The sequence below is a fragment of the Phascolarctobacterium sp. ET69 genome (assembly GCF_023336935.1).
Classification (GTDB): domain Bacteria; phylum Bacillota; class Negativicutes; order Acidaminococcales; family Acidaminococcaceae; genus Fusicatenibacter_A; species Fusicatenibacter_A intestinipullorum.
This window is the reverse complement of the sequence record NZ_JAMBLR010000001.1, coordinates 275,940-299,951: the sequence shown is the minus strand read 5'-3', so window position 1 is coordinate 299,951 and position 24,012 is coordinate 275,940. Positions and strand designations below refer to the sequence as shown.

Genomic DNA, 24,012 nt, shown 5'->3' with positions numbered 1-24,012 from the left:
TACTAAAGCAAATTTTACTATATGCGCGCCCGCCTTAAATTTTTTTGCAGAAATACGCATACGGGCAGCTGTGGCAATAAGCTGTGCTGCATGTAAATTCCAGCCCATCTGTTTTGGCAAAAATGCTTTGCAGTTCGGCGGCAATTTCTTCCGGGTTAAAGTCTGCCGGAAGTTCAAAACTTACACAACCGCGCAGAAAGTGCAGCTCCGCACTTTTAACAGGCAGGTTAAACATTTTTTCTGCCGCCAGCTTATATAAGGCCAGCTGATATTTATATCCTTTGGGTAGCGCATCAGGAACATGCCCTGTTTTATAATCAATAATGCTTAAACTGCCGTCAGAATTATAAATAATGTTATCTATAAAACCGTAGCACTGCGCATTTATGCCGTATTTTGCAAGTACCGGCAGCGTAAAGCCGGTTTCGTGCAGCTGTTTAGCCTCCAAGCCCGGATATAAATTGCTTTGCAGATATTTTTCCAGCATTTTTTCTGCTTCGCCAAGGTCATAATTCTGTAAATTCTTATCATAAGCAGCCTGCATTAAGGCTTTTTTTACATTACCGGCATATTTTTCCAGTGCTTCATGCACCAAAGTACCAAAAGTTCTGGCATCAATTGCGTTTTCACCGTTCAGCTGAGGCTCAACAGGCGGCATTTGCAAAATATAATGGTAATAAAAACTGCGCTGGCAGATATTATACTGCTGTAAAGATGAAGCCGAAAAACTCTGCTGCCAGGCTTTTCCGTATTCCGGCAGCGGCAGAGTATTGGCAATTACATCTTCCACGATAAAACTTCTGGTATCTTCTTCCGCCTGCATTTCCTGTGGTAATATTTCCGCCGCGTCAACATCGGTAAAAATCATGCCTTCATAGCCGCTTAATATATTTTTCAGATTTTTAAACCATGTGCCTTTATCACCTTTGGTTTTTGTAACGCCTGATAAAATCAGCCTGTCTTTTGCACGCGTTGCCGCCACATAAAACTGGCGTTCCTTTTCTGCCTTGTCAAGTTCACTGTTTAAGGCTTTTATTTCTTTAAAAACACTGCTTTCCTGCAAGTTTCCGTTAACATCAACTTTAATGCCAAGCCCTGTGTTTTTATTAAAATTTATTTGTGTGCTGCCGCCGCCAACACCTGTATCAAGTGCCGGCAAAATAACGGTTGGAAACTCAAGCCCTTTTGATTTATGGATAGTCATAATTTTTACGGCTTCCTGTGCATTACCGGCAACAGCTGCCGCTTCACGCGCATTAAGCGCACGCAGACGTTTTATGTTATCAAGGTATTCACGCAGCCCACCCTGCCTGTGCAGGCAAAATTCAGCGGCAAGAGCAAATAACTTTTTTAAATTGGCGTTTTTTTCTTCTCCACTAGGCTGTGCGGCAGTAACAGCATTAAGATTAATAATCTGTTCGATAAAGCTGAATAAATCCGTAAGCGGCAATGACATGGAAGCATCATAAATTTGTTTTAAAACGCCGCTGCAACAGTTTAATTTGCTTTTTTCCGTTTCGGCTAAATATTCCGGATATGTTCCGTTTTGCAGAACCTGCCATAAACTTTCATATTTATTTGCATTATCCTGTAATTCAAAGAACAAAGCAGTAAGCGTTTCGTCATCAACTGCAAAATATGGCGAACGCAAAACACCTGCCAGCTCCAAATTACGCCTGCTGTCGGCACAAACTGTCAGCAAATTGATAAAATCAATGATTTCCTGTCTTCCATAAAAACCTTTGCCGTCAACAACATTGCAAGGTATTCCGCAGCAGTTCAGTGCATTTTCGTAATAATCAACCTTTGTCATGGCACGCAGCAAAATAACAATATCGCTGTATAAAACGCCTTCTTCATCATGCAGGGTTTTTATTTTCTGCGCAATAAATGCGGCTTCCGCTTCGCGTGCATCCATCTGCGCCGTCTGCTCATCATGGTTTATTACAATAAGTTCCGGCAAAAGCGTGCCTGAACGGTTGGCCCGCAGCGCTTCAAAAAACACATCCTGCGTTTCGTCAAGCCCCAACAAATCCGGGAAGGTTGCATTACAGAAATCAAGAATTTTATCCACCGTGCGGAAATTGTCATCCAGAACAATGTTTTTACCTTTTTTAGCGGCAATATCTCTGCGCACACGTGCAAAAACATTAACATCGGCACCGCGGAAACGGTAAATTGATTGCTTGGGGTCGCCAACAACGAACAGCTTATTGCCGTTCAGGCTGTCCTTATCGTCGCCGCATAAAAGGTATATAATCTCGCGCTGGCTCTCATTGGTATCCTGAAATTCATCAACCATTATGTATTTAAAATTCTGCTGGTATTTATGCCGTATTTCCTGTGAATCGTGCAAAAGCTTCAAGGCAAGGCTTTCCAAATCATCAAAACCGATTAAATTAAGTTCTTCCTGCTTTGCCAGCACAAATTTACGGCAGCTGCGCAAAACATTATGCCATACGGTAACCAGTTCTGCTGCACGGGCATCAATGGCAGCCTGGTATAGTTTTTTCAGTGTTTCTCTAGCTTCGGCAACAACTGCTTTATCTTTAGCTTGCATGGTAAGCACGCCAATATATTTATCAAATACCGTCCGGCTTTCTTCAGTTTCATATTTCTGAATTGCCTCAATAACCAAATGCCGGTTTTCCTTTAAATTCTGCAATTTAGGATACTGCTTGGTTGTTTTCTTGACAACACTGTCCATACCTGCAATAAGCTCATCAACAAGTGCAGTAAGCTCTGCCTGCAATTCCGGCGCACAATCCGCACTTTTTTTATACGGCTCTGCCGGATTTTCAAGTTTCAAAACCTCATCCGCAATGCCATAAATGCTGAGCAGCTGTTCTTTAACGCCGTCAATTCCGTAATTGCGGATAAGTTCTTCCATACCGATATCATTTTCTGCAATCGCTTTTTTTATAAAACCAGTGATATTAGCTTCCAAAAATTCCTGCATATCATTTTCTTCCGCAACATTAAAAGAAGGGTCCAGCCCTGTTTCTACCGGGTTTTCTTTTAATATGCCGTTGCAGAAACCATGAATTGTGCTGATACGGGCCTGGTCAAAATGCTGCCTGTGGTTATGCCAGAACTCTTTATTTACGGCATCTTCTTTTTCAAGTTCATACAGGCGTTTGCGTATGCGTTCCTTCATTTCTGCCGCAGCTTTGCGCGTAAAAGTTATTGCCAGTATTTCTTTTGGCTGCACAGCCTGCTGCGGATTTTTTATGCCCTGGGCAAGAATATTGATGAAACGCTCAACGAGCACTCTTGTTTTGCCGCTGCCCGCACCGGCAGATACGGAGACGTTGCAGTTAAGAGTATTAATGGCCGCTGCCTGATTTTCTGTAAAATTAAACATCTCCGTCTGCACCTCCGTTGTTTTTTTCGTTGAAACGCCTGCAAATTTCACGTGCCGGGCAATAATTTGAGCATATTCTTTTTGCAGACGGCTTAAAATTGCCGCTGCGCATGGCTTTTATGTAACCGGTAATAAACTGCTTTGTTTCTTCAACAAAACTATCCCATTCACCTACGGATTTTGCTGTAAAGAACGGCGGCTTATTCTTAGCGTCAAAAACTATTCCTTTATCACGTTCGGAACTTTTAAAAGAAAAATAATCGCCGCCCAAAACCGTTTTATCTTTTGTCAGTTGTTCAGCTGCCAGTAAATAAAGCGGCATCTGCAAATCCAAACCATCCTTTATATCTTTGGGGTCCGGTATTTTGCTGCGCTTGTAATCGGTAACAAATATTCTTTCGCCGTCAGCGTCAATGCGGTCAATACGCCCTTTAAAATTATAAACCGCTCCGTCTTCATCACTTAAATTAAGCGGCAGCGATGTGCCCGGTCCAAAAGACATTTCCACATTTAAAGGCTTATATGCGTACCATGCTTTTGCATAATTGTATTCTGCTTTAACAAATTTTAGCAGACGTTTTAAAATATTTTCTTTCTGATAAGTTAAAAATACGGTGTCTTTCAATTTGCCGCTTTGTTCGTATTCCCTGCTTAAAGCATCAAAAATGCGCCGCATTTCTTCACATAAAGTTTCCAGCGGATACTCTGCAAGGCTTTTATTTAAATACAAGCCTATAAACTGTGCAGCTGCGGCGTGCATAAGGCTTCCTTCGTCCGCAGCATTTATACCTTCATCCATTTCGGCATATTCTTCCTGCCGCCACAAATAACTTACCATAAATTTAAACGGGCAATCCGCATAAGTTTCAAGCCTTGAAGCACTGAAGCTGCTGCCAATTTTCCGTGGGAGTTCAGACAGCAGCTCTCTGTTTTTCAGTATGCCGCTGTAACGGTTAAAACAGCTTTCTCTTATATATTCAATGCTGCTGCGTTCAGCCCAGTTCTCAACAGCTTCTGCAAGCAGTTTATTATTTCTGTTTGCAAAAGCAAGATTTTCAAGCAGCTCATTGTCCGACAAGGAAGCGTCAATATTAACCGGCGCGCATTTTTCTACTTCAAGAGAATTATCCGCAAAAGTATTTTGCAGCATTTCCACATATGCGGATGCGCCGCCGGAATCATCACTGTACCAGCTTACGGTAAGGCTTTGCAGGGCTGCTGCTGCCGCAGCGGCAAAAAAGTATTTATCCTCGTTTAAACCGGCAATAGTACCAGGCAAATCTATACCAAGCGCTTCCATTGCCGCACGCTCATAATCGTTATAAATCCAGTTTTCTGTTTTTACTGACGGGAATTCACCTTCGCGCACGCCAAGCAGAAAAACATAAGGATAATAAACGCCCTGTATATTAGCAGCCTCTGTAATAAGCACGCCGTTCATATCGCCTTTTTGCAGAACAAGCTCAACCCCTTGTACCGCTTCATATAAAATATCGGCAAAATCCTGCGCCGTTATTTTTTTGTTAAGCATGCCTCCGGCGGCGTAGTCACTTTGCAGGAGCGATAAAATATCTTTTAATTTATCTGCAGCAAGAATATAATTCTTTATTGCGTCATAACCGGCACTGCCGTTTTTATAGGCGCTGCCAAACTTGGAAGCAATGTCCAGCTTTTCCAGAATATTATCTGCCGCCGTGCAATATTCACTGATGCAGGCATTTTCGGGAACGGTTTTTATTAAATCCAGCAAACGGTTTAATTCCTGCTGTTCTTCATCTTTTAACACTTCCATGTCGTCAGCAACAAAACTGTCTGCCGATTGATAGAGTTTTTCTGTTTTCAAACGCAAAAGCAGCTCCGTGTCAAATTCAAACAGCATTTTTACTGCCTGACAGCCCATAAGCGTGCATAAATTGCTAACCGCAGCGGCAGGTGCAGAATAAGCGGCGGTTTTAACAAGCAGATACATAAACTCCGTTAAAGGCTCATTATTCAGTTTTGCCGTCAGCGGCAAAGAAACGGGAATGCCATATTCATCACTTAAATTGCGCAAACCTGCATAAAACGAAAAATCCCTCAGCAAAATAATAATTTCACTGCTTTTTATACCCTTCTGCAAAAGCTTTTTAACGCTGCGCAGCACCGTACGTATTTCCTGCTCACGGCTTGTAGCCTCCAGCAGCTTTATGCCGCCGGAATATACGGCACTGCTTTCTTCACCAAGATACTCCGCCAATATTTTCAAACTGCTTTCGCGTTCAGGCAGTTCCGGCAATAATTTTTCCATATCCAAAAAATGGCTTAAATCGGCAAAGGCATGTTCTGTTGCCGCAAAAATTTCCGGGCGCTTGGGGTCATACATTAAGCCAACATTTATATTGCAATGTTTTTTCAGTTCGCGCAGCAGTTCTATCTGCAATCCGTCAAAACGGTAAAACTCGCTGAAATATAAATTTTCCCACGGAACAACAGGGTTATCTTTTTGCAGCACATAAACAGCAAGGCGGTACAAGCCTTCAACGTCAAACCAGTCTTCTTTTTTTAATTTCTGGCGGTAAGCCGTATAAACGGCGGCAATTTCGCGGTCTTTAAGCCCAAGTTTTCCCGGCCTGTCCCATCCGTTAAGCGCTTCGTAAATTTCTTCCATTTTGGCGCCGCTGCGCGATAACTGCCCAATAAGCGATGTGACCGCTTTAACAAAGCCTTTCTTTTCAACCAGAATGTTAAAATAATCAAGTTTATTATCGTGGGCATATTTTTGCAGAATTTCTTCGACAATAAGCTCCTGCGTGCGGCGTGAAATGCGCTGTAAACCTGCATAGCCGTTAGCGTTAAGCAGACCGGTTGCAACATCGTCAAAATTTTTTACGCGAACTGCTCCCTCTTTAAAAGCACGGCTTTGCAGCACGCCGCTGGGCAGAACCAAAAGCGAATTTTCCCAGCCATTCTCTGCTATTTCATTAATAAAATATCCTCTGACACTGCACCCCAAGGGGACATAGTAAAGTTTATTCATAAATATTTCTCCGATAGTTTTTCTTATATTTTACCACAAAAACTGCCTTATCCAAAAACTTATAATAGTATACGCTATTTAAAGTTTTAACGTTAACTTTATGTTAAATTTTGTTAAGAATAATTTACATTTTCTTAAAAATGTAGTATTCTATATAAGAATTTTAAAATACCTATTAAATTAAGGGGGAATTTTTATTATGTCAGGTTTAGGTTTAATGATAGCGTTTGTTATCGCTATCATCGTCATGATTGTCGCTATCTCCAAGTACAAGATTCATCCGTTTTTGTCTATTATGACCGTATCTCTTGTTCTTGGCCTCGTTGCCGGTATTCCTCTGGTGGACACCAAAGTTGACGGCAAAACGGTTCAGGGCATTGCCACTGTTATCGGTTCCGGTTTCTCCGGCACATTTACAAGTATCGGTATCGTTATTATTTTAGGCGCCCTTATCGGCGGCATTTTGGAAATTACCGGTGCAGCCTTTAAACTGGCAGACCTTATTATTAAACTGGTTGGCAAAAAGAACCCGGAACTCGCCATTGAACTTATGGGCTGGGTTGTTTCCATTCCTGTATTCTGCGATTCCGGTTTTGTAATTTTGAACCCTATCCGCAAAGCGCTGGTTAAACGTACTCTTGCGCCAAGCGTTGGCATGTCGGTAGCTTTAAGCGCCGGCCTTTACATCTCCCATGTATTTATTCCCCCTACACCGGGCCCTATTGCTGCGGCAAATACTTTGGGCATTGGCAATAATCTGCTGCTGGTTATCGGCATGGGCATGGTAGTTTCCATTTTCCCGCTTATTGCAGGCTATGCTTTCGTCAAATATATCGGCCCGAAAGTTAAAACTCCGGAAGACATTAACGACGGCGAAGTTGTAAAAACTTATGAAGAAATTATGGCTTCCCACAAAAATATTCCGGGCGCGTTCATGTCCCTCGCTCCTATTATCATTCCTATTTTGTTAATGGCTTTGGGTTCCATTTCCAACATGGCTAAATGGACCGGCTTCTTCGCCGATGTATGTGTTTTCCTCGGCACACCTGTAATTGCACTGGCAGTAGGCGTTATCTTTGCTGTTGCCCAGCTTATCAGCTCCGGCAAAACCGGTGAATTTTACGAACTTACCAATGAAACCTTAAAAGTTTCCGGCCCTATTTTGTTTGTAACCGCTGCCGGCGGCGTACTCGGCAAAGTTATTGCTGTTTCCGGTATGGTACAGTACATTACCGCCAACGCAGGCATTTTGGAAACTATCGGTATTTTCTTCCCGTTCCTTCTTTCTGCAATTCTTAAAACGGCTCAGGGTTCTTCCACCGTTGCCCTTACAACAACCGCAGGCATTGTTGCACCGCTCCTGGGCGTACTCGGCCTTGATACCCCGATGCTTACCACCCTTACCGTTATGGCAATCGGCGCAGGCGCTATGGTAGTATCGCACGCTAATGACTCTTACTTCTGGGTTGTTACCAACTTCGGCGAAATGACTCCTGACCAGGGCTACAAAACCCAGACCGTCTGCACTTTGGTGCTTGGCGTATCTTCCATGCTTGGCATCTGGCTCTTGTCCCTGTTCTGCTGATTTAAGGAGTAATTTATGAAAAAAATCCTTTTAATACCCGATTCTTTTAAAGGCACGATGTCTTCCATGGAAATCTGCTCCATTATGGAAGAAAGCATACACCATCACTATCCGGAAGCAGAAGTTGTAAGCATTCCGGTTGCTGACGGCGGCGAAGGAAGCGTTGACGCCTTTTTGGAAGCACTGGGCGGCGAAAAAGTAAGCGTTAAAGCACAGGACCCTTACGGCCGCGAAATAAATTCTTTTTACGGAATTTTACCCGATGGCACTGCTGTAATTGAAATGGCAGCAGCTGCAGGGCTGCCTCTGGTAGGCGAAAACCGCCGCGCAGAAAAAACCACCACTTACGGCGTAGGCCAGCTTATCGATGACGCTTTGCGCAACAAATGCAAAAAACTTATTGTAGGCCTTGGCGGCAGCGCAACCAACGAAGGCGGCTGCGGTGCGGCAGCAGCTCTGGGCGTACGCTTTATCAACAGTAAAAATGAAAGTTTTGTCCCTGTCGGTGAAACCTTAAAGGATATTGCCGCTATCGACGCAAGCGGCATTAATCCACTTCTGCGCGAAGTTCCTATTGTTACCATGTGCGATATTGATAACCCGCTCTGCGGGCCGCATGGGGCTTCAGCTGTTTTCGGTCCGCAAAAGGGCGCTGACGAAGGTTGTATAAAAATGCTTGATGCAGGTCTTTATCACATGTCCGAAATCATTAAACGCGATTTGGATAAAGATGTGCTGAACCTGCCGGGCTCAGGCGCAGCAGGCGGCATGGGCGGCGGTATGGCGGCATTTTTTAACAGCACTTTACAGCCGGGCATAGAAACGGTGCTTGATACCGTTCATTTTAATAACCTGCTTGAAGGTGCAGACCTTATTATTTCAGGCGAAGGCAAAATTGATACCCAGTCCCTGCGCGGTAAAGTAGTTATTGGCGTTGCACGCCGCGCTAAAAAATCATCCGTACCGCTTATTGCCGTTGTCGGCGATATCGGCAGCGATATTCAAAAAGCCTATGAGGAAGGCGTTACCGGAATTTTCAGCATTAACCGCGTTGCCCTCCCCTATGAGCAGATTAAATTAAGAGCGAAAGATGATCTGCGGCTGACAATCGACAATATTATGTATTTTATGAAGCATATGCGCTAAAACAAAATAAAACTCCTGTTTGGCAAACTTAACTGCCGGGCAGGAGTTTTTCTTTTCATATTTTAATTAATCTTCGTAGCGGTCATCATCCCATCTGTCATCGTCATCGTGTTCCCAACGGTCGTCATCCCACCTGTCGTCGTCATCTTCCCAGCGGTCATCGTCCCACCTGTCATCATCGTCGTCTTCCCAGCGGTCGTCGTCCCACCTGTCATCATCGTCATCATCCCAACGGTCGTCGTCCCATCTGTCATCATCGTCGTCTTCCCAGCGGTCATCGTCATGCCTGTCACGGCGTTCTTCACGTTCCCATCTGTCACGGTCTTTTTTGTAATTGCCGCGGCGTCCATTATCGTGACGCCATTTATCGTCATTGCCTCTGCCGTTATCATGGTCAAAAGGGCTGTCCTTGCCGCTTGCCGCGCGCAGAATATCGTTTACAACGCCAAGCTCATTGCCGCCCGTATCTGCGGTAATAGCAGGCATTAATTTTTGTTCAGGAGCAGCTTCCGTTTCCGCTGCCCATAACGGGCTGATAAATGCTGCCATCAATAATGTACACAATACCTTTTTCATCATCCCTCACTCCTTAAAATTAAACAATATACCATCTATAATAATTATACAAAAACATAACAATAATAAGCAATAAACCTTACAAACAATTTACAATTAAAATTTCCTTTGCTGCTTATTTTAGCAGCTAATTGTAATATCTGAAACATAAAGCGCCGCGTCCACGGTTTGAATCTGGCAAAATAATAATTAACTTTCACTTTTTAAAAATTTATAGTATTATGTAAATGCAGCTGACGCTGTAATACGTAAAAAGAAGGTATAGTATATGAAAACAAGAAAGGTTGTCATTATCGGTGCCGGGCATGTAGGCTCTCATGTAGCACTGGGCCTTATTCAATCCGGCGAAGCCGATGACATTGTTTTAATTGATATTTTAAAAGAAAAAGCAGCCGCACAGGCATTGGACCTTGACGACTGCGTAAGCGGAGCTTTATGCGGACATGACGCCGTTATACGCGCCGGTGAATACGAGGAACTTAACGATGCCGATATTATGGTTGTTGCGTTTGGGCGCAGCCGCAAACCCGGCGAAACACGCCTTGACATGTTCGACGATACCATCCGCATGGCAAACGAAGTAATCGGCCATTTAAAACAGGTTGATTTTAAAGGTATTATGATTAGTATTTCCAACCCTGCCGATATTATCTGTGAATACATCCGCCGCCAGATGAACTGGCAGACAAACCGCTGCTTCTGCACCGGCACCAGCCTGGAAACCTATCGCCTGCTGCGCGTGCTTTCTGCCGCTACCGGTTACAGCCGCCGCTCCATTCAGGCAATGTGCATGGGCGAACACGGCAACAGCAGCTTTATTGTGTGGTCGCGCATATTTATTAACGGCACTCCGTTTTTGCAGATGCGAGAAAATACCCCAAGGCTTGCCGCACTTAACCTTGATGATTTGCAGGAACAGGTTAAACGCGCCGGTGATATTGAAGTTGACGGCAAGGGCTGCACCGAATTTGGCATTGCCAATGTTGCCGTAATGCTCATAAAAGCAATTTTCCATGACCAGAAACTCATCTGGCCCTGCTCCACAGCACTTAACGGTGAATACGGGCAAAAAGATGTTGCCGCAGGCGTGCCCTGCGTTATCGGCAAAAACGGCCTTGAACAAATTTTAGAAGTAGAACTTGACGAAAGCGAAAAAGAAAAATTCGCCAAATCCTGCGATATTATCCGCGGCTTTTTGGAAAGAGCCGAAAGCGTAAAATAAAAATAAACCAACGTAAACGCAAACAGCACTTCAAAAGTAATTTTACTTTCGGAGTGCTGTTTTACTATTTACGCTGTTAAATTACAGTTCAGCTTTTTTGGCGATAATGGCAGCACAGGCAGTGCAGGCCGGGCAATCGCAGAATTTTGCGCCGTTCTTTTTAATTTCTTCGGCATGGGCAAGTACGTTTTTAGCCATTTCTTCGCCAAAAACTTTAACGCCTGTTTCGCTGCCTGCAAAAGCAATTAAACCGTCAACAGGCATAATGTCCGCTTCAACTTCGGCAATAAGCTTTTTGGTCATTTCTGCTTCTTTATCAGTACCGGCTGCTTCCAGCCATTCAGCGCAAACTGCTTTGGCTTCTGCACAGCAGGAAGGTGCGTTTTTTAAAGCGTTAACCTGTTCAGTAAGGTAAGTTCTTAATTCATTAGTCATAATAAATCATCCTTTTTAAAAATATAAATCGTTGCTTATATAGTATTATAACTTAATACTTTGAACAGATTTTTCAACTAAAGGTCTTACTTCTTTTTCGCTTGCAGCATTATAAATATAATCAAAAGCTATATAATTACCATCTTTTATAAATATATAACTTAAAGAATGACTTGTTGAATCATCAAATTCTAATAGAACAGAATCCATTTTATTTACTTCAATAAAGGATATTTTAACATTTTTCGCATATTTACTTATGTCTTTCGATTCTAACATAAGATTTTCTAAAATTATCTGTTTTTCTTCTGAATTTAAATTAGTTAATGAATTTGGATAATACGAATGCTTAGGATTATCACCCAACTTTTCTAAAATGACTCCTGTCATAAAAGTATTACCTCAATATATGTTATAAACTTATTTTTATAAGGTACTTTCTTTGCATATACAAAATGAAACACTTTTTGATCGTTAATATTTATAATGCTATTTTCTAAAATTTTTTCATCTTTATTAACACGTTCTTTTTTAGCTAAATCAGAAAATTGTTTTAAAATATCTTCTTTCTTCTGATTTTCTCCTTCTTCATTATCAAATACATAATAAAGACCATTCATTTTGAAAGCGTCTATGCTTAATAATGACGCATCAAAATTACTTTTAGCCAATAAAAGTTCTCCCTCTTTTAAATCTCTTTTAACCTTTTCAAATTCTTCGGGGATTTCTAATGTTATCCCAAATTCATCATTAGAAAATATTTTAGTATTTAAAATCGTTGTTGCAGAATATTGTACATTTTTATTTTCGGCAGCATTAACATAAGAGAAATCATAATTTATCAAACTAAAGCACAAAAGTAATGTCATAAAAATTATTTTTAACATAAAATCATTTTCTTTCATTTATCATTCACATAAAAACCATGAACATTACTCTATCATCATACCGTCCGGCAAAATAATATCGCCGTCGCCGCTGGCATCAAAAAAGCCAACGCCGTGTTTTTGCGCAAGCCTGCGCATTGTTTCGTATGCTTCTTCGGCAAGAGACCAACTAAAAGCAGCGTAAACAGAGTCATAGCTTATGCTGTAATCCGTTAAACGGCTTTCCAAATCTTCATCATTTTTAATCGCCTCGTCGTCAGGCGCAAACTCGCCGTTCATCGGCGGGAAGGTTTCTTTCATTTCCATAAACCAGTTTTGCAAAGCGGGCGAAGTTACGCTGACTGTTTCATAATCGTGCTCTTCTTCCCATTCCGTTATTTTATCGTACCATGCCATAAATTCTTTTTTAGTTTTTGGTGCTTTGGTTATTTCAAAAACCATCAAATCATAGCTCATAATTTACTCCTTTCTTACCAATCGCGTTCGCGGATGGCTTCTTCTTCATCAATAGGTACATCAAACCAGTTTAAAATGTAATATATCGTTTCGCCTATACAATCTCTTGCAACGGTTTCAATTTCGCTGTCATTGTCCCAAAATTCTTCCTGCAAATCATTAATGGCACATGTTATTTCATCAAGTTTGCCTTGGATAATTTCAACATCGCTTTCGCCGCTTTCCAAAAGTTCTATCACTTTTGTTATTTCCGCTTTTACTTTATCAACTAAAAAATCAGGGTAATATTCGTCCTGATACATTTCTTCAAGCAGTACATAATCGGGATTAAACTTTTTCATAACAATTCCTCCCTTAATATTCAATTTTCAGCGTCATGCCCGGCAAAGCAACGCCTTCACTGTAAGTTATGGCGTGTTTGTCCTCGGCGCTGAAGCCGATAGTTTCACCGTTGTTAAGGGTTACATCATACTCCAGCACATAGCCTGCTAAGCTGTAGATAAAGTCACGCAAATCGTTGGGGTCGGCATCGGCATCCAAAACTTCCATTTCGTCCTTGCCGAATTCCACCATGCCATAGGTATAGCCGCAAATGCCTTTTTCACTGCGGTACAGCCCTATCCAAATCCAGTTGTAAACCGGCAGGCCGCCTTCTTTCATAATGTTGGCAAATTTAGCATAAAACCACGGCGCAAACACTACGCCGCTGGTATACACGCCCAAAGCGCCGGGCTGAGCGCAGCAGCAAGCCAAAATTTTGGTAAACAGTTTGCCACGTTCCAGTAGGTTTTCTTCTTTGCCGATAATTGCCACCATAATGTGCGCTTTATGCGCTTTGGCTGCTTCCACAGCTTCCGGCCACATATAGTTGTTTGCAGCATTGGCTTCCGCTTCGCCGTTAGGTATCGGCGCAGGCATCAAACTTACAGCGGCAATCATATTGCCAACATCAAATACCAAAGCGTCTTCCCGTTTTTCGTCGCTGTCTTCAACGACTTCAATGCCCCATTCTTCTTTTAAATTGCGGATGAGCTGACCTTTATCCCATTTATTTTCTGCCATCAGCACAAAGCCTGCAAAACTGCCTGCCCTGTTTTTGCGTGCTTCAATCTCTTTAGCCTGTTCCATCCAATAAGTGCGCACCATTTCTACCATTGCCGCAGCTTTTTCTTCGGCTGTTGCGGGGTCATATTCTTCCATTTCGCTGAACACATGCCCGCAATGTTCGAGCCCATCGCCTTCATAACCGCCGCATACGCCAAGCAGCCACGCGCCGCCTGCTTCGGCACGGTATTTAAACAAATAATAAGTCATTTCATGCAGCTCAAAAGTGCCGGCACATTCAATTTCTGCCGGTTCGTGCCCAAGCTCCTGCGGGTGCGCCAGCCATTCTGCCATTGCTGCTTTTGCCGCCTGCATTTGTTCCATATTCATAGCTATTCCTCCTCATCTTCATCATTGTAAGCAAGTTCTATATCAATAAACTGCACTATCAGCTGGCAAACCTTGCCGTTTTCATCAAATCCCCAGTAAACCGGGTATGTTCCGTCGCCAAAGCCAGATTGAAGAAACGGAACGTGATAATCCGTACCGGGAACCTGCCAGTTAATCCAGTCTCCGCCATCACGCTGATACTGCGGATTTTGTTTGTAACTTTCTTTAAAAAAACCATAAAAATAATCGTTATAAATCTCGCCGTCAGGATTTTCCTTTTCCCATTTTTCCTGCCATTCGGCAATAATTTTATTTATTCCGGCATCGCAGATACATCCCAAACCGGCATCTACATTAAAGCCAAAATATTCTCCTTCTTCAAAGTTTTCCAAATCTTCACTGCCAATAAGCGCCTCATAAAATTTTACAGCGCGGTTTTGGTTAAAACGCAGGCGCACAGCAGCATAACGCGCGCAATCACCATCATGCTGTTTAACAACGCAAACTTCCGTTTGATAACTTCCGGCAGGAGCCTGCACTAAATACGGAGTACAATTTTTATCAAGGTAAACCAAAGGGTCGGCAACTATTACTTTGCCGCTTGGCAAATCGCATAAACCAATATTCATAACATCCAAAGCCATTCCGGCAATTTCTTTTTCCTCAAAATACTTATTAAAATCTACCGCACTTTTAGTTTTTTCTTTTACTTTTTCATATAAAGCAAGCCATTCTTTAGTAGGTTCCATAAAAAGACCTCCTTTTAAAACATCAGCGTTAAGCTGCAAACAATAAGTATTAAACCAAGCGCGCCAAAGATAAGCCGGTACATGCCGCGGCTTAAAAGCTGTGCGTCCGGCTTACCGACCGGGTTACACAGCCAGTTCCAGTTTTTTACTGCTCCAACAACAAGCACAATGCCTGTAAAAAGTGTTATGTAATCACGGTATTCGGTTATAAAATCCGTCAAAGCCTTATCCATTTTATTCCTCTTCGTCCTTTATCTGTACCAGTCTGCCCTTTTTATTGCGCTCAAAAGCAGTACCATAAGGGCTGTTTAACAAAGGCAAAAGCTCCGGATACAAATTGCAGATAGTATTTAAATCGTAAATGCCATACTCTGCATCTTCACCGGCATAAACTTCATCCTCGTCGCCAGCTTCAAAGTACCAGCCGCTGTCCCAGCCTGTATCATCGCTGTCAGGTTCCTCCCGGCAGCAAAAGCCTACCGTACAGCCGTCTTTTATAATCCGTTTACTTATGCGGCAATGCCGTGCTCCCTGCCAGTCTGGCAGCAGTTCTTTAAAATTGCTTTCATCAATAAACGGCTGCACAGCATTTTCTTCTCCGCACAGTTTTTGCCATTCGGCAAAACGTCCTTCAATAATTTTTTCAACAGCCCGGCAATATTCGTCACCCCAGGGCAAAAGCAGGTATGCCGCTTCTTCTGCGCAAGGCATTTGCCCTTTAAAATATTCTCTTGCGTATGCTTTTAAATCTTTAATAAAGGCGTAGGGCATGCTGCGGTTGCCGGTGTTGTACCAGTTGGCAAAGCATACCCCTTTATAGTTGTAATCAATTATCATAAGCCTGCCGCCAAGTTCATCACGCACAAAAGCACGCAAATCATTAAGGCTGCCGCTTTTTACATTTATAGCCACGTCACCGTGCTGCTGTAAAAAAACGTCGCCCATTAAATTATGGTTTATGCACCAGCGCAGGTATGCCGCCATATGGCTGTATACTGCCAGTTCATCAACCGAAAGATTATGTTCCTGTATCAGTTTTAAATGCTCTGCGGCACAGTCCATTTCGCGGTCATCATAATTTAATATTTCTGCATCAGTAACAGCGTTTAAACGGTTGGGATTGATGACTTCCAAAATTTCATCCGGGCATTTTTGCAATAATTTATCCATCCCGTTTTCCACTTTATAATCAAGTTCTTCTTTATAAAGCGGTATTGCCTGATAAAAATTTACTGCATCGCCATTTGGAAGCGTGCAGGCATAACTTACTTCGCCAAAAACACCGGGGCTTAAAACAACAGCCGAACACAGCTTTGTACTCTCATCAAAGCTGGTAATATCGTCAAATTCAAGCGTTGAGCCCCAGTCATAATACATTCCGTTATTAACAGGGCTGCGCGCCATAAATTTCAAAAATCGTATAGGCCAGTACCACTTTTCGTCCTTTAGTGATTCTTCGTCAAGCTGCCAACCGGCCGGCAGGTTAATTAAAAGTTCGGCACGTTCCAATTGTTCGTTTTTCAGCTCATCAGGCACTTCCATTTTATGCGCACCCATGCCGCAGGTTACCAGCGTATAATATTCATGTTCCGCCCGTGGCGGGATAACATAAATATCCACGTGAATATCAGGCGATGCCAATTCATGCATTACGCGGCCGTACTTGCCGAAATATTTTTCAATATGGTTTCCAACGCTCTGCATTTCTTCAAAACTGTAAACTTCCGGTTCGCGGTAATTTTCTTCAATATATTCTTCGATGGTTTTAATTAAATTTGCCGCGTCTTCGTCATCAGGCTTTAACTGCTGCCATTTGCGTGCATAGGCCAGTGCTTCCAGCTCGCGCCCGGATGTCATCCACAGAGCGTAAGCCATACGGCAATTCCAATACCAGTCATCCAGCCCTTGCAGGCGCACGCTTTCAAAAATATTTACGGCTTTTTCCAGCAAAAATATATCCACGCCGTCCTCGTTTGCTTTGGAATTATTATCGCCAAACACTCCCAAATTGCTGTAAGCCCTGCCCAAAAGCACGGTCAGTTCATAGCCGCGTTCTTCTTCCGGTATGGCTTCAATGGCATCAACACATTTTTGATATTCATTTGCTTCATTCCACTCCACAATCTTTTTAAGTAAATCGTTCATAAAGCCTTCCCCTTTCAAACAGCCTGCGCCAAAATACAAAAGGACGCCCTGCTGTCTGCGTTAAGCGTAAACAGCAAAGCGTCCGTTAATTTTATTGTTAATATTTATTACATAACAAAGTGCCGGCCTTAAGTTATAACGCCGCTTCGCCTGCCTGATTGCCTGTCTGATGATTACACAGCCCATAATCTTTGCCGCTCCCGGTTATACTTTATTTAATTATACTAAACTTTAAAGTTTTAAACAATGTTCTAACCCATTTTGGCAAAGTAATATTTAACGGCCACGCCCTGAGCGGCAAGCAAAACTGCAAGCAGGTAAAATACCTGCGTTATGCCGAAACCGTGTGCAACAAAACCTAAAACTGCCGGCCCTAAAATTACGCCGGTATAACCCATGCTGGTTATTGCCGTCACAGCTGCGTTAATGGGCATAACTTTCTGGTATTTTGTAAGCGAATAAATTGTGGGCACTATGTTGGCTAGCCCTAATCCCATAAGTACAAACCCCAGCTGAATGGCATAAAAGTTTTCCAAAAAGATAACGCTTAAAAAGCCAATGGCGCCGATAATACTGCCAAAAACCAATGTTTCTTCTTCGCCAAGCACGGCTACTATTTTATCGCCCAAAAGGCGCATACACAGCATTGCTACCGAAAAAACGGCATAGCCTACGCCTGCAAGCGAAAGCTCGGTATTTTTTACTTCTGTAAGCAAAACGCCGCTCCAGTCCATAACTGCACCTTCGCCCAAAAATGTTATGCACGCTAGCACGCCGAAAAACACTACTATGCCTTTGGGAACAGCGATTGGTTTTTCGTTGCCAGCACCTTTAAAGTTTAAAAAGTGGCGGCTGTAAATTACTGTAAACACCATTACTATAAGGCTGTGTATGGCGGCGATAACTGTTATGCCAAGCCCTGCTTTGGCCAAAAGGCTGAATAAACCTGCACCGGCAAAGCAGCCAACGCTCCATAAAGCGTGCATGCCGCTCATCATACGCTTTTTAGAAGCATTTTCTACAATAACGGCATTAAGGTTCATATTAACATCTATGCAGCCCATTGCTGCGCCAAAAACCGCAAGAAAAACCAAAAAGCCCCAAATATTGCCAAGCAGCGATAAAATTATCAAATCCGCTGCCATAACGGCGATAGCTGTGCGCAAAACTTTTTTGCAGCCGTAACTGCGGCTTAACATGCCTGCCAGCGGCATAAAAATAAACGCACTGATGCCGATGCTTAATAACAGCATGCCTAATACATCGGCGCCAATTTGCAATTTATCTTTAACTGCCGGTATCATTGGAGCCCAGGTGGCAACCGCAAACCCGCTGATAAAAAAGGCCATGCGCGCAGCCATCTGCTCTTTTTTGCCTACTTTATAGGCCGATAAATAATCATCTACTAATCCCATTAATTAACCTCCGGTTAAGGCTTGCAAATTCCGCATGGGCTGTAGCCTTTGCTGATTAATTCGGCACGCCGCCCTTTAAAGTTTTCCTTATTTTTAGCGCTTATTTTTTCTGCGCCGCTGCAATCAGGTTTATGGAATTTTTTGCTGCCGTTATTTAACACATAGCTTTGTACTGCATAATCATCGGCAGTTGGGCATACTTTTGGCTTATTGCCGGCAGTTTTTGCCGTTTGCTGGCCTTCTGCCAGTTTGCTTTTGCCGTCTGCATAATTAATTTCCACGCCCGGCTGTACATTATAACAGAAAACATTAAAGCTTATGCCTGCACCCTTATCCTCTACGGACATTGCCTCCATCTGTACGCCTGAGGCCACAAGGTTATTGCCGTTAAACACCGGCGTTACACGGTATAAAACGTGGTTGCCTGTTTCTTTAATATAGTCGGCCACCATATTTTCAAACGGCAGCATGCCGTCCACATTCATATAGCGCGTTCCGGTTATTAAATTGCGTTCGTTTGCATTTTCAGCCGTAAGCTGATAGCCGATTAAATGGCAGCGGTTATAAAGATACTTGCCGTCGACAAAATCGTATTTTGCCGTCTGCCAGCCGCTCGGCTTAACCTGGCCAATACTGCCGCGCTTTTCTTTAGGCATAGTTTCTTTTGATACATTGGCAAACGCCGTGCCGCAGCGTTTTAAACTATCCAGCGGGCTGTATTTTTCAAATGATTTCTCGGTTAAATCAGCCTCGGTAAAATTTGGTTTATTGCCGTTAATTGCAATAAAGGGCTTGCCGCTGTACGCAGGTGCAGAAGCAATACCGGCGGCGTTAACGGAACTGCCTGCCGGTGCGGCGGCATTGCTGCCTTTTTGCCCGCAGCCGCTTAAAACAAGGCTTACAGCCAATATTAAAGAACAAATTACAGCAAATATTTTTCTCATTTTACGTAAACTTCCTCCGTAATTTTATCGTGGGATGAACCGGCAAAATCATTGCTCTCTTTAAGATGCCAGTTTTTTAAATCAATGTCAAAATATAAATCCGCCGGGTAAACGCGGTTCCACCTGTACAAAATAATTTTCTGCACTTCTTTTTCATACGGCTTAACGCTGATGTTTTCGGCAAAACAATAATCATCACTGCCTGCTTTTGCCATAAAATCCTCGTCAACGGTTATGCCTTCAGCAGTCTTATCAAACTGTCCGCGGCTGTATGCGTTCATCCACAGTTTATGCGTGCCGCAAAGCTTCAGCAGCCGCGCACGCAAAATCCTGTCCATGCTCTGGCGGCGTGAATTGAACAACATGCCTAAATTATCATCAACGCAAGCAATTAAAATCATTTTTATACCCTTCCGTGCTGTTTATTATATTCATCATAACTTTTTAAACGCTCTGACAACGTACCTGTATGCAGTTCAAAAAGATGATTGTCATAATCATAAAAATATAAAGAACGCCCTTCTCCCTCTATACGGCTGCGCCCTTCCCTAAAGGTTAAGCCAAGAGTTTCAATACGTTTTTTATATTCATCATATTCCTTTTCATCAATTTTAAAAGCTATGTGGTTATAGGTTGTTTCCTTTAAAGATTCACCCTGCATAATCACCAGCCACAAACCATCAATATCAAAAAATCTTTCCTGCGACAGCGAAAAAGTGTTCTTACCGCTGTCGTAAATAATTTTGCCATTAAGCAGCTGCTGCAACATAACTGTTGTACGTTCAATATCGTGTACAATAAAAGTAATATGGCTTATTTGCATAAACTGCCTCCTTAAACAAATCATTTTCATCATAGCATTATAAAAAACACTTTGCAAGTTAAGTTTTTAAAAGAATACAAAAATCCCCGGCAGGATTTTCCCACCGGGGACTGGTTATTTACCGTTTAGATATTAGTAGTTTACTTTGCGCAGTTCAAAATATGCTTTCGGATGGTCGCAAACAGGGCAAACTTCCGGAGCTTTTTCAGCAATTACAATATGGCCGCAGTTGCCGCAAATCCAAACCTGTTTTTCTTCGCGTTTAAATACACGGTCATTTTCAATGTTGGCAACCAGTGCATTGTAGCGTTCTTCGTGTTCTTTTTCAATTTTGCCAACTTCTTCAAACAGCATGGCAATATAATCAAAGCCTTCTTCTTTTGCTACTTTGGCAAATTCGGCATACATTTCGGTCCATTCATAGTTTTCGCCTGCTGCTGCGTCTTTAAGGTTGGTTAAAGTATCGGGCAGGCTGCTGTGTGCTACGCCGCCGCTGGTTAAAAGTTTAAACCAGATTTTAGCATGTTCTTTTTCGTTGCCTGCGGTTTCTTCAAAAATATTGGCAATCTGGTTGTAGCCTTCTTTTTTTGCAATACCTGCATAATAGGTATATTTGTTTCTTGCCTGAGATTCACCGGCAAATGCTGCCTGCAAATTTGCTTCAGTTCTGCTTCCTTTAAATTCCATTGTTCATACCTCCATAAAATAAATTTTATTTGTGCTGCTGCACTTATTGTGCTTCTTTTGCCTCAAGCTTCTGGCAATCGGGGCACAATCCATTAAAGACAATATCATGGCTCTGCATTTTGAAGCCGGTTACTGCGGCGACCTTTTCGTCAAGGTCTTCCATGTAATCCATATTCTCTACATTCATAAATTTCCCGCAATGGGAACATTTAATGTGGTAATGCTTAGTAAGCATATGGTCAAACCTGTCTGCGCCGCTGGGTACGGAAACCTTGTTTAAAAGCCCGCTTTCCACAAGCGAGTTAAGGTTGCGGTACACCGTTCCCTTACTGATATCGGGATATTCCATGGTTATGCGTTCATAAACCTCGTCAGCCGTGGGATGGTCCGCCAGGAAGCGTACTGCAGCAATAACAAGCTGTCTTTGAATAGTATTACGTTTCATTCTGCCTCTCCCTTCTAACAAAACTTATTCTCAATTACAATTATATACCCAAAAGAAATCTTGTCAAGCAAGTTTACTATTTTTTCACGTATGAGCGTTTTTTCCTTTAAAATTACAGCATTTTTCAGTAAGCGCCTGCTTATCATTCACGTGTGTTTTTAATAAATAATGTTTTTCGTTTATCAGTTTTAGTTATTTAAAAATTTTAAAAACTTTTATTTGATTGCTAATGAGTTTTGGTAGTGATATAATAAATTTGCAGTTAGTCATAAGTAATCAAAGGAGAAAATTAAATATGGAAGCTATTACTTTAAATAATCTGGCTATCGGGCAAAAGGCCACGATTATTACAGTTGGCGGTGAAGGCATTTTGCGACGCCGCTTTTTAGATATGGGGCTGACCCCCAAAACAAGGGTTATGGTGCGTAAAAGAGCGCCTTTAGGCGACCCTATTGAAATTTTTCTGCGCGGCTACGAGCTGACCCTGAGGCTGGATGACGCTAAAAAAATTACCGTGCAGCCGGAGGAAGCATGAAACTTACATTTGCACTTGTAGGAAACCAGAACTGCGGCAAAAGCACGCTTTTTAACTATCTTACCGGCAGCAACCAGCATGTTGGCAATTTTCCCGGCGTAACGGTACAGAAAAAGGAAGGCATTTTGCTGAAAGATAAGGACATTACCGTTATTGACCTTCCCGGTATTTATTCCCTTTCGCCTTATACCTCCGAGGAAATTGTTACACGCGATTTGCTTTTGCGCAACAAGCCGGATGTTATTGTAAACGTTCTTGATGCTACCAATATTGAACGCAGCCTGTATTTATCACTGCAGCTTATAGAGCTTAATACGCCAATGGTAATTGCCCTTAATATGATGGACGAATTGCAGGCAAGCGGCGGCAGTATTGATATTAAAACGCTTGAGAAAAAGCTCACCATACCGGTAATTCCAATAACGGCCAATTCAGGTGCGGGTGTTGATGAACTTATCCGCCGCGCCAAAAACGCCGCTGAAGCTCATCAGCTGCCTGAGCGCCTTGACTTTTGTTCCGGCCCGGCGCATGTGGCAATTCATTCCATCGCCCATTTAATTGAACCTAAAGTACGCAAAAAAGGCTTGCCGCTGCGTTTTTCGGCAACAAAACTCATTGAAGGCGATGATCTGTTAACCAAAGAACTGGAATTAACGGAAAACGAACAGGATATTATAGGCCACTTTGTTACAGAGCTTGAATCCGCAGCAGATACGGATAAAGAAGCCGCTTTGGCAGACATGCGCTACACCTATATTGAAGAACTGTGCAGCCAGACCGTGCATAAGCCAGATGAAAGCGTTGCCCAGAAGCGTTCTGTAAAAATGGACCGCTATTTAACAAATAAATACCTGGCCATACCTATTTTCCTTTTAACAATGTTTACGGTGTTCTGGCTTACCTTTGACGTTATAGGCGCAAAATTAAGCAATTTGCTGGAGCTTGGCATTGCCGCCGTAACAGATGCGGCTGATGCAGGTTTAACAGCAGCCAACGTCAGCGCGCCTATTCACTCGCTTATTATCGACGGCGTATTTACCGGCGTTGGCAGCGTGCTTTCCTTTTTGCCAACTATCGTAACGCTTTTCTTCTTCCTTTCTCTTTTGGAAGATACAGGTTATATGGCGCGCATTGCCTTTGTAATGGATATGCTGCTTCGTAAAATCGGGCTTTCCGGTTCATCTTTTGTACCGATGCTTATCGGCTTTGGCTGCAGCGTACCTGCAATTATGGCAACACGCACTCTTGCCAGTGAGCGCGACCGCAAAATAACAATTATTTTAACGCCTTTCATGTCGTGCAGCGCCAAACTTCCGGTTTACGGCGTTTTTATCGCGGCTTTCTTTGCAGAAAACCGTGCACAGGTAATGATGTACCTGTACCTGACAGGCATTTTAATTGCTATTTTATCTGGCCTGCTTTTAAAAGCCTTTGTATTTAACGGCCAGCCTGTTCCGTTTGTAATGGAACTTCCTGCTTACCGCCTGCCTACCGCAAGAAGCATAGGCCTGCACATGTGGAGCAAAGCCAAAGACTTCCTGCACAGGGCTTTTACCATTATCTTCCTTGCAAGCATTGTTATCTGGCTGCTGCAAAGTTTTGACACACGCTTTTACATGGTAGAAAACCCCGCCAACAGCATGCTTGCACAAATCGGTTCTTTTATAGCGCCTGTGTTTGCTCCGCTTGGCTTTGGCGACTGGCGTGCGGCAACGGCATTAATTACCGGCATTACGGCCAAAGAAGTTGTTATAAGCACGCTTTCCGTTCTTACCGGCAGCGGCGATGAGCTTACCGGCAGCGCATTGCAGAACCTTTTCTCCCCGCTTACGGCGCTCAGCTTTTTAACCTTTGCCCTGCTCTATCCACCCTGCGTGGCAGCGCTTGCTGCAATAAAGCGTGAAATGAACTCCGGCATTGCCACTATTGCCATTATGGCTTACGAAATATGCGTTGCCTGGCTGGCAGCCTTTACAGTTTACCATATTGGTTTGATGCTCGGTTTTAACTGATTATAATAACTGTCAATTCCTAATGTAAGTTTTTAAGGCTTGCATTAGGAATTTTTTATTTTGAAAATTATAAAACAAAAACCGCCATACACATTTGTACGACGGTTTTGTAACTAAGTTTTGTAACTAAATTTTG

The 24,012-nt window shown here is 42.8% G+C and carries 22 protein-coding genes and 1 pseudogene; 5 read left to right on the top strand and 18 right to left on the bottom strand.

Annotated elements, in window-relative coordinates; genetic code table 11:
- Nucleotides 1-34 precede the first annotated feature (34 nt).
- Both M3079_RS01480 and M3079_RS01475 read right to left on the bottom strand, forming a co-directional pair.
- Nucleotides 35-3,364, bottom strand: coding sequence for a UvrD-helicase domain-containing protein (locus tag M3079_RS01480; RefSeq protein ID WP_249076774.1), 3,330 nt, complete (start codon nt 3,362-3,364; stop codon nt 35-37).
- A complete protein-coding gene (locus M3079_RS01475; protein ID WP_249076772.1) occupies nt 3,357-6,380 on the bottom strand; it encodes a PD-(D/E)XK nuclease family protein in 3,024 nt (1,007 codons plus the stop codon). Before M3079_RS01475 ends, M3079_RS01480 begins: the two co-directional genes overlap by 8 nt.
- Before the next feature lie 199 nt (nt 6,381-6,579).
- On the opposite strand from M3079_RS01475, the gene M3079_RS01470 reads away from it, so the two are divergent.
- Together M3079_RS01470 and M3079_RS01465 are read left to right on the top strand one after the other, a co-directional pair.
- Nucleotides 6,580-7,965: a GntP family permease gene (locus tag M3079_RS01470; RefSeq protein ID WP_249076771.1), complete on the top strand. Its 1,386-nt coding sequence runs from the start codon at nt 6,580-6,582 to the stop codon at nt 7,963-7,965.
- Nucleotides 7,966-7,980: 15 nt separating this feature from the next.
- On the top strand, nt 7,981-9,111 hold the full coding sequence (locus M3079_RS01465) for a glycerate kinase (protein WP_249076770.1): 1,131 nt from the start codon (nt 7,981-7,983) through the stop codon (nt 9,109-9,111).
- A gap of 66 nt (nt 9,112-9,177) precedes the next feature.
- On the opposite strand, the gene M3079_RS01460 is transcribed toward M3079_RS01465, so the two are convergent.
- The gene (locus M3079_RS01460; RefSeq protein WP_249076769.1) at nt 9,178-9,690 is read right to left on the bottom strand and encodes a hypothetical protein; all 513 of its coding nucleotides are present in this window, start codon (nt 9,688-9,690) and stop codon (nt 9,178-9,180) included.
- 265 nt (nt 9,691-9,955) lie between these two features.
- On the opposite strand from M3079_RS01460, the gene M3079_RS01455 reads away from it, so the two are divergent.
- The gene (locus tag M3079_RS01455) at nt 9,956-10,909 is read left to right on the top strand and encodes an L-lactate dehydrogenase (RefSeq protein WP_249076768.1); all 954 of its coding nucleotides are present in this window, start codon (nt 9,956-9,958) and stop codon (nt 10,907-10,909) included.
- An 81-nt stretch (nt 10,910-10,990) separates the two neighbouring features.
- On the opposite strand, the gene M3079_RS01450 is transcribed toward M3079_RS01455, so the two are convergent.
- The 15 genes and pseudogenes from M3079_RS01450 to M3079_RS01380 all read right to left on the bottom strand — a co-directional run bounded on the left by M3079_RS01450 (nt 10,991) and on the right by M3079_RS01380 (nt 21,329).
- Nucleotides 10,991-11,344: a molecular chaperone Hsp90 gene (locus tag M3079_RS01450; protein ID WP_249076767.1), complete on the bottom strand. Its 354-nt coding sequence runs from the start codon at nt 11,342-11,344 to the stop codon at nt 10,991-10,993.
- A gap of 45 nt (nt 11,345-11,389) precedes the next feature.
- Nucleotides 11,390-11,734: a hypothetical protein gene (locus M3079_RS01445; RefSeq protein WP_249076766.1), complete on the bottom strand. Its 345-nt coding sequence runs from the start codon at nt 11,732-11,734 to the stop codon at nt 11,390-11,392.
- On the bottom strand, nt 11,731-12,249 hold the full coding sequence (locus M3079_RS01440) for a hypothetical protein (protein ID WP_249076765.1): 519 nt from the start codon (nt 12,247-12,249) through the stop codon (nt 11,731-11,733). Before M3079_RS01440 ends, M3079_RS01445 begins: the two co-directional genes overlap by 4 nt.
- A gap of 27 nt (nt 12,250-12,276) precedes the next feature.
- Nucleotides 12,277-12,687, bottom strand: a complete 411-nt coding sequence (locus M3079_RS01435) for a hypothetical protein (RefSeq protein ID WP_249076764.1) — start codon at nt 12,685-12,687, stop codon at nt 12,277-12,279.
- A gap of 14 nt (nt 12,688-12,701) precedes the next feature.
- Entirely contained in the window at nt 12,702-13,028 is a 327-nt protein-coding gene (locus M3079_RS01430; RefSeq protein WP_249076763.1) for a DUF5713 family protein, read from the bottom strand.
- Nucleotides 13,029-13,044: 16 nt separating this feature from the next.
- A pseudogene (locus M3079_RS01425) lies at nt 13,045-13,773 on the bottom strand (DUF4261 domain-containing protein); the annotation flags it as partial.
- A 350-nt stretch (nt 13,774-14,123) separates the two neighbouring features.
- Entirely contained in the window at nt 14,124-14,870 is a 747-nt protein-coding gene (locus M3079_RS01420; protein ID WP_249076761.1) for a DUF4241 domain-containing protein, read from the bottom strand.
- 14 nt (nt 14,871-14,884) lie between these two features.
- The gene (locus M3079_RS01415) at nt 14,885-15,103 is read right to left on the bottom strand and encodes a cytochrome D ubiquinol oxidase subunit II (protein WP_249076760.1); all 219 of its coding nucleotides are present in this window, start codon (nt 15,101-15,103) and stop codon (nt 14,885-14,887) included.
- A gap of 1 nt (nt 15,104) precedes the next feature.
- Nucleotides 15,105-17,015 (bottom strand): DUF2185 domain-containing protein, encoded by a 1,911-nt coding sequence (locus M3079_RS01410; protein ID WP_249076759.1) that lies wholly within the window; start codon nt 17,013-17,015, stop codon nt 15,105-15,107.
- 251 nt (nt 17,016-17,266) lie between these two features.
- Nucleotides 17,267-18,430: an MFS transporter gene (locus M3079_RS01405; RefSeq protein ID WP_249076757.1), complete on the bottom strand. Its 1,164-nt coding sequence runs from the start codon at nt 18,428-18,430 to the stop codon at nt 17,267-17,269.
- Between the two features lie 14 nt (nt 18,431-18,444).
- Complete coding sequence (locus M3079_RS01400) at nt 18,445-19,374, bottom strand: lipoprotein (protein ID WP_249076756.1); 930 nt, start codon at nt 19,372-19,374, stop codon at nt 18,445-18,447.
- A complete protein-coding gene (locus M3079_RS01395; protein ID WP_249076755.1) occupies nt 19,371-19,775 on the bottom strand; it encodes a ribonuclease Z in 405 nt (134 codons plus the stop codon). The genes M3079_RS01400 and M3079_RS01395 overlap by 4 nt, the downstream gene beginning before the upstream one ends.
- 2 nt (nt 19,776-19,777) lie before the next feature.
- A complete protein-coding gene (fosX, locus tag M3079_RS01390) occupies nt 19,778-20,197 on the bottom strand; it encodes a FosX/FosE/FosI family fosfomycin resistance hydrolase (RefSeq protein ID WP_249076753.1) in 420 nt (139 codons plus the stop codon).
- Between the two features lie 132 nt (nt 20,198-20,329).
- Nucleotides 20,330-20,884 carry a rubrerythrin gene (gene rbr / locus M3079_RS01385; RefSeq protein WP_021716662.1) on the bottom strand — a complete coding sequence of 185 codons (555 nt, stop codon included), beginning with the start codon at nt 20,882-20,884 and terminating at the stop codon, nt 20,330-20,332.
- A 43-nt stretch (nt 20,885-20,927) separates the two neighbouring features.
- Nucleotides 20,928-21,329 carry a transcriptional repressor gene (locus M3079_RS01380; RefSeq protein WP_021716661.1) on the bottom strand — a complete coding sequence of 134 codons (402 nt, stop codon included), beginning with the start codon at nt 21,327-21,329 and terminating at the stop codon, nt 20,928-20,930.
- 295 nt (nt 21,330-21,624) lie between these two features.
- Here M3079_RS01380 and M3079_RS01375 point away from each other — a divergent pair, with 295 nt between their 5' ends.
- Nucleotides 21,625-21,864 (top strand): FeoA family protein, encoded by a 240-nt coding sequence (locus M3079_RS01375; RefSeq protein ID WP_021716660.1) that lies wholly within the window; start codon nt 21,625-21,627, stop codon nt 21,862-21,864.
- Nucleotides 21,861-23,876: a ferrous iron transport protein B gene (gene feoB / locus M3079_RS01370; protein ID WP_249076751.1), complete on the top strand. Its 2,016-nt coding sequence runs from the start codon at nt 21,861-21,863 to the stop codon at nt 23,874-23,876. Before M3079_RS01375 ends, feoB begins: the two co-directional genes overlap by 4 nt.
- Nucleotides 23,877-24,012 lie beyond the last annotated feature (136 nt).

Excerpts from the sequence above, each read along its gene's own strand:
- M3079_RS01480 (WP_249076774.1), bottom strand. The coding sequence starts at position 3,364 with ATGTTTAATTTTACAGAAAATCAGGCAGCGGCCATTAATACTCTTAAC.
- M3079_RS01475 (WP_249076772.1), bottom strand. The coding sequence starts at position 6,380 with ATGAATAAACTTTACTATGTCCCCTTGGGGTGCAGTGTCAGAGGATAT.
- M3079_RS01470 (WP_249076771.1), top strand. The coding sequence starts at position 6,580 with ATGTCAGGTTTAGGTTTAATGATAGCGTTTGTTATCGCTATCATCGTC.
- M3079_RS01465 (WP_249076770.1), top strand. The coding sequence starts at position 7,981 with ATGAAAAAAATCCTTTTAATACCCGATTCTTTTAAAGGCACGATGTCT.
- M3079_RS01460 (WP_249076769.1), bottom strand. The coding sequence starts at position 9,690 with ATGATGAAAAAGGTATTGTGTACATTATTGATGGCAGCATTTATCAGC.
- M3079_RS01455 (WP_249076768.1), top strand. The coding sequence starts at position 9,956 with ATGAAAACAAGAAAGGTTGTCATTATCGGTGCCGGGCATGTAGGCTCT.
- M3079_RS01450 (WP_249076767.1), bottom strand. The coding sequence starts at position 11,344 with ATGACTAATGAATTAAGAACTTACCTTACTGAACAGGTTAACGCTTTA.
- M3079_RS01445 (WP_249076766.1), bottom strand. The coding sequence starts at position 11,734 with ATGACAGGAGTCATTTTAGAAAAGTTGGGTGATAATCCTAAGCATTCG.
- M3079_RS01440 (WP_249076765.1), bottom strand. The coding sequence starts at position 12,249 with ATGAAAGAAAATGATTTTATGTTAAAAATAATTTTTATGACATTACTT.
- M3079_RS01435 (WP_249076764.1), bottom strand. The coding sequence starts at position 12,687 with ATGAGCTATGATTTGATGGTTTTTGAAATAACCAAAGCACCAAAAACT.
- M3079_RS01430 (WP_249076763.1), bottom strand. The coding sequence starts at position 13,028 with ATGAAAAAGTTTAATCCCGATTATGTACTGCTTGAAGAAATGTATCAG.
- M3079_RS01420 (WP_249076761.1), bottom strand. The coding sequence starts at position 14,870 with ATGGAACCTACTAAAGAATGGCTTGCTTTATATGAAAAAGTAAAAGAA.
- M3079_RS01415 (WP_249076760.1), bottom strand. The coding sequence starts at position 15,103 with ATGGATAAGGCTTTGACGGATTTTATAACCGAATACCGTGATTACATA.
- M3079_RS01410 (WP_249076759.1), bottom strand. The coding sequence starts at position 17,015 with ATGAACGATTTACTTAAAAAGATTGTGGAGTGGAATGAAGCAAATGAA.
- M3079_RS01405 (WP_249076757.1), bottom strand. The coding sequence starts at position 18,430 with ATGGGATTAGTAGATGATTATTTATCGGCCTATAAAGTAGGCAAAAAA.
- M3079_RS01400 (WP_249076756.1), bottom strand. The coding sequence starts at position 19,374 with ATGAGAAAAATATTTGCTGTAATTTGTTCTTTAATATTGGCTGTAAGC.
- M3079_RS01395 (WP_249076755.1), bottom strand. The coding sequence starts at position 19,775 with ATGATTTTAATTGCTTGCGTTGATGATAATTTAGGCATGTTGTTCAAT.
- fosX (WP_249076753.1), bottom strand. The coding sequence starts at position 20,197 with ATGCAAATAAGCCATATTACTTTTATTGTACACGATATTGAACGTACA.
- rbr (WP_021716662.1), bottom strand. The coding sequence starts at position 20,884 with ATGGAATTTAAAGGAAGCAGAACTGAAGCAAATTTGCAGGCAGCATTT.
- M3079_RS01380 (WP_021716661.1), bottom strand. The coding sequence starts at position 21,329 with ATGAAACGTAATACTATTCAAAGACAGCTTGTTATTGCTGCAGTACGC.
- M3079_RS01375 (WP_021716660.1), top strand. The coding sequence starts at position 21,625 with ATGGAAGCTATTACTTTAAATAATCTGGCTATCGGGCAAAAGGCCACG.
- feoB (WP_249076751.1), top strand. The coding sequence starts at position 21,861 with ATGAAACTTACATTTGCACTTGTAGGAAACCAGAACTGCGGCAAAAGC.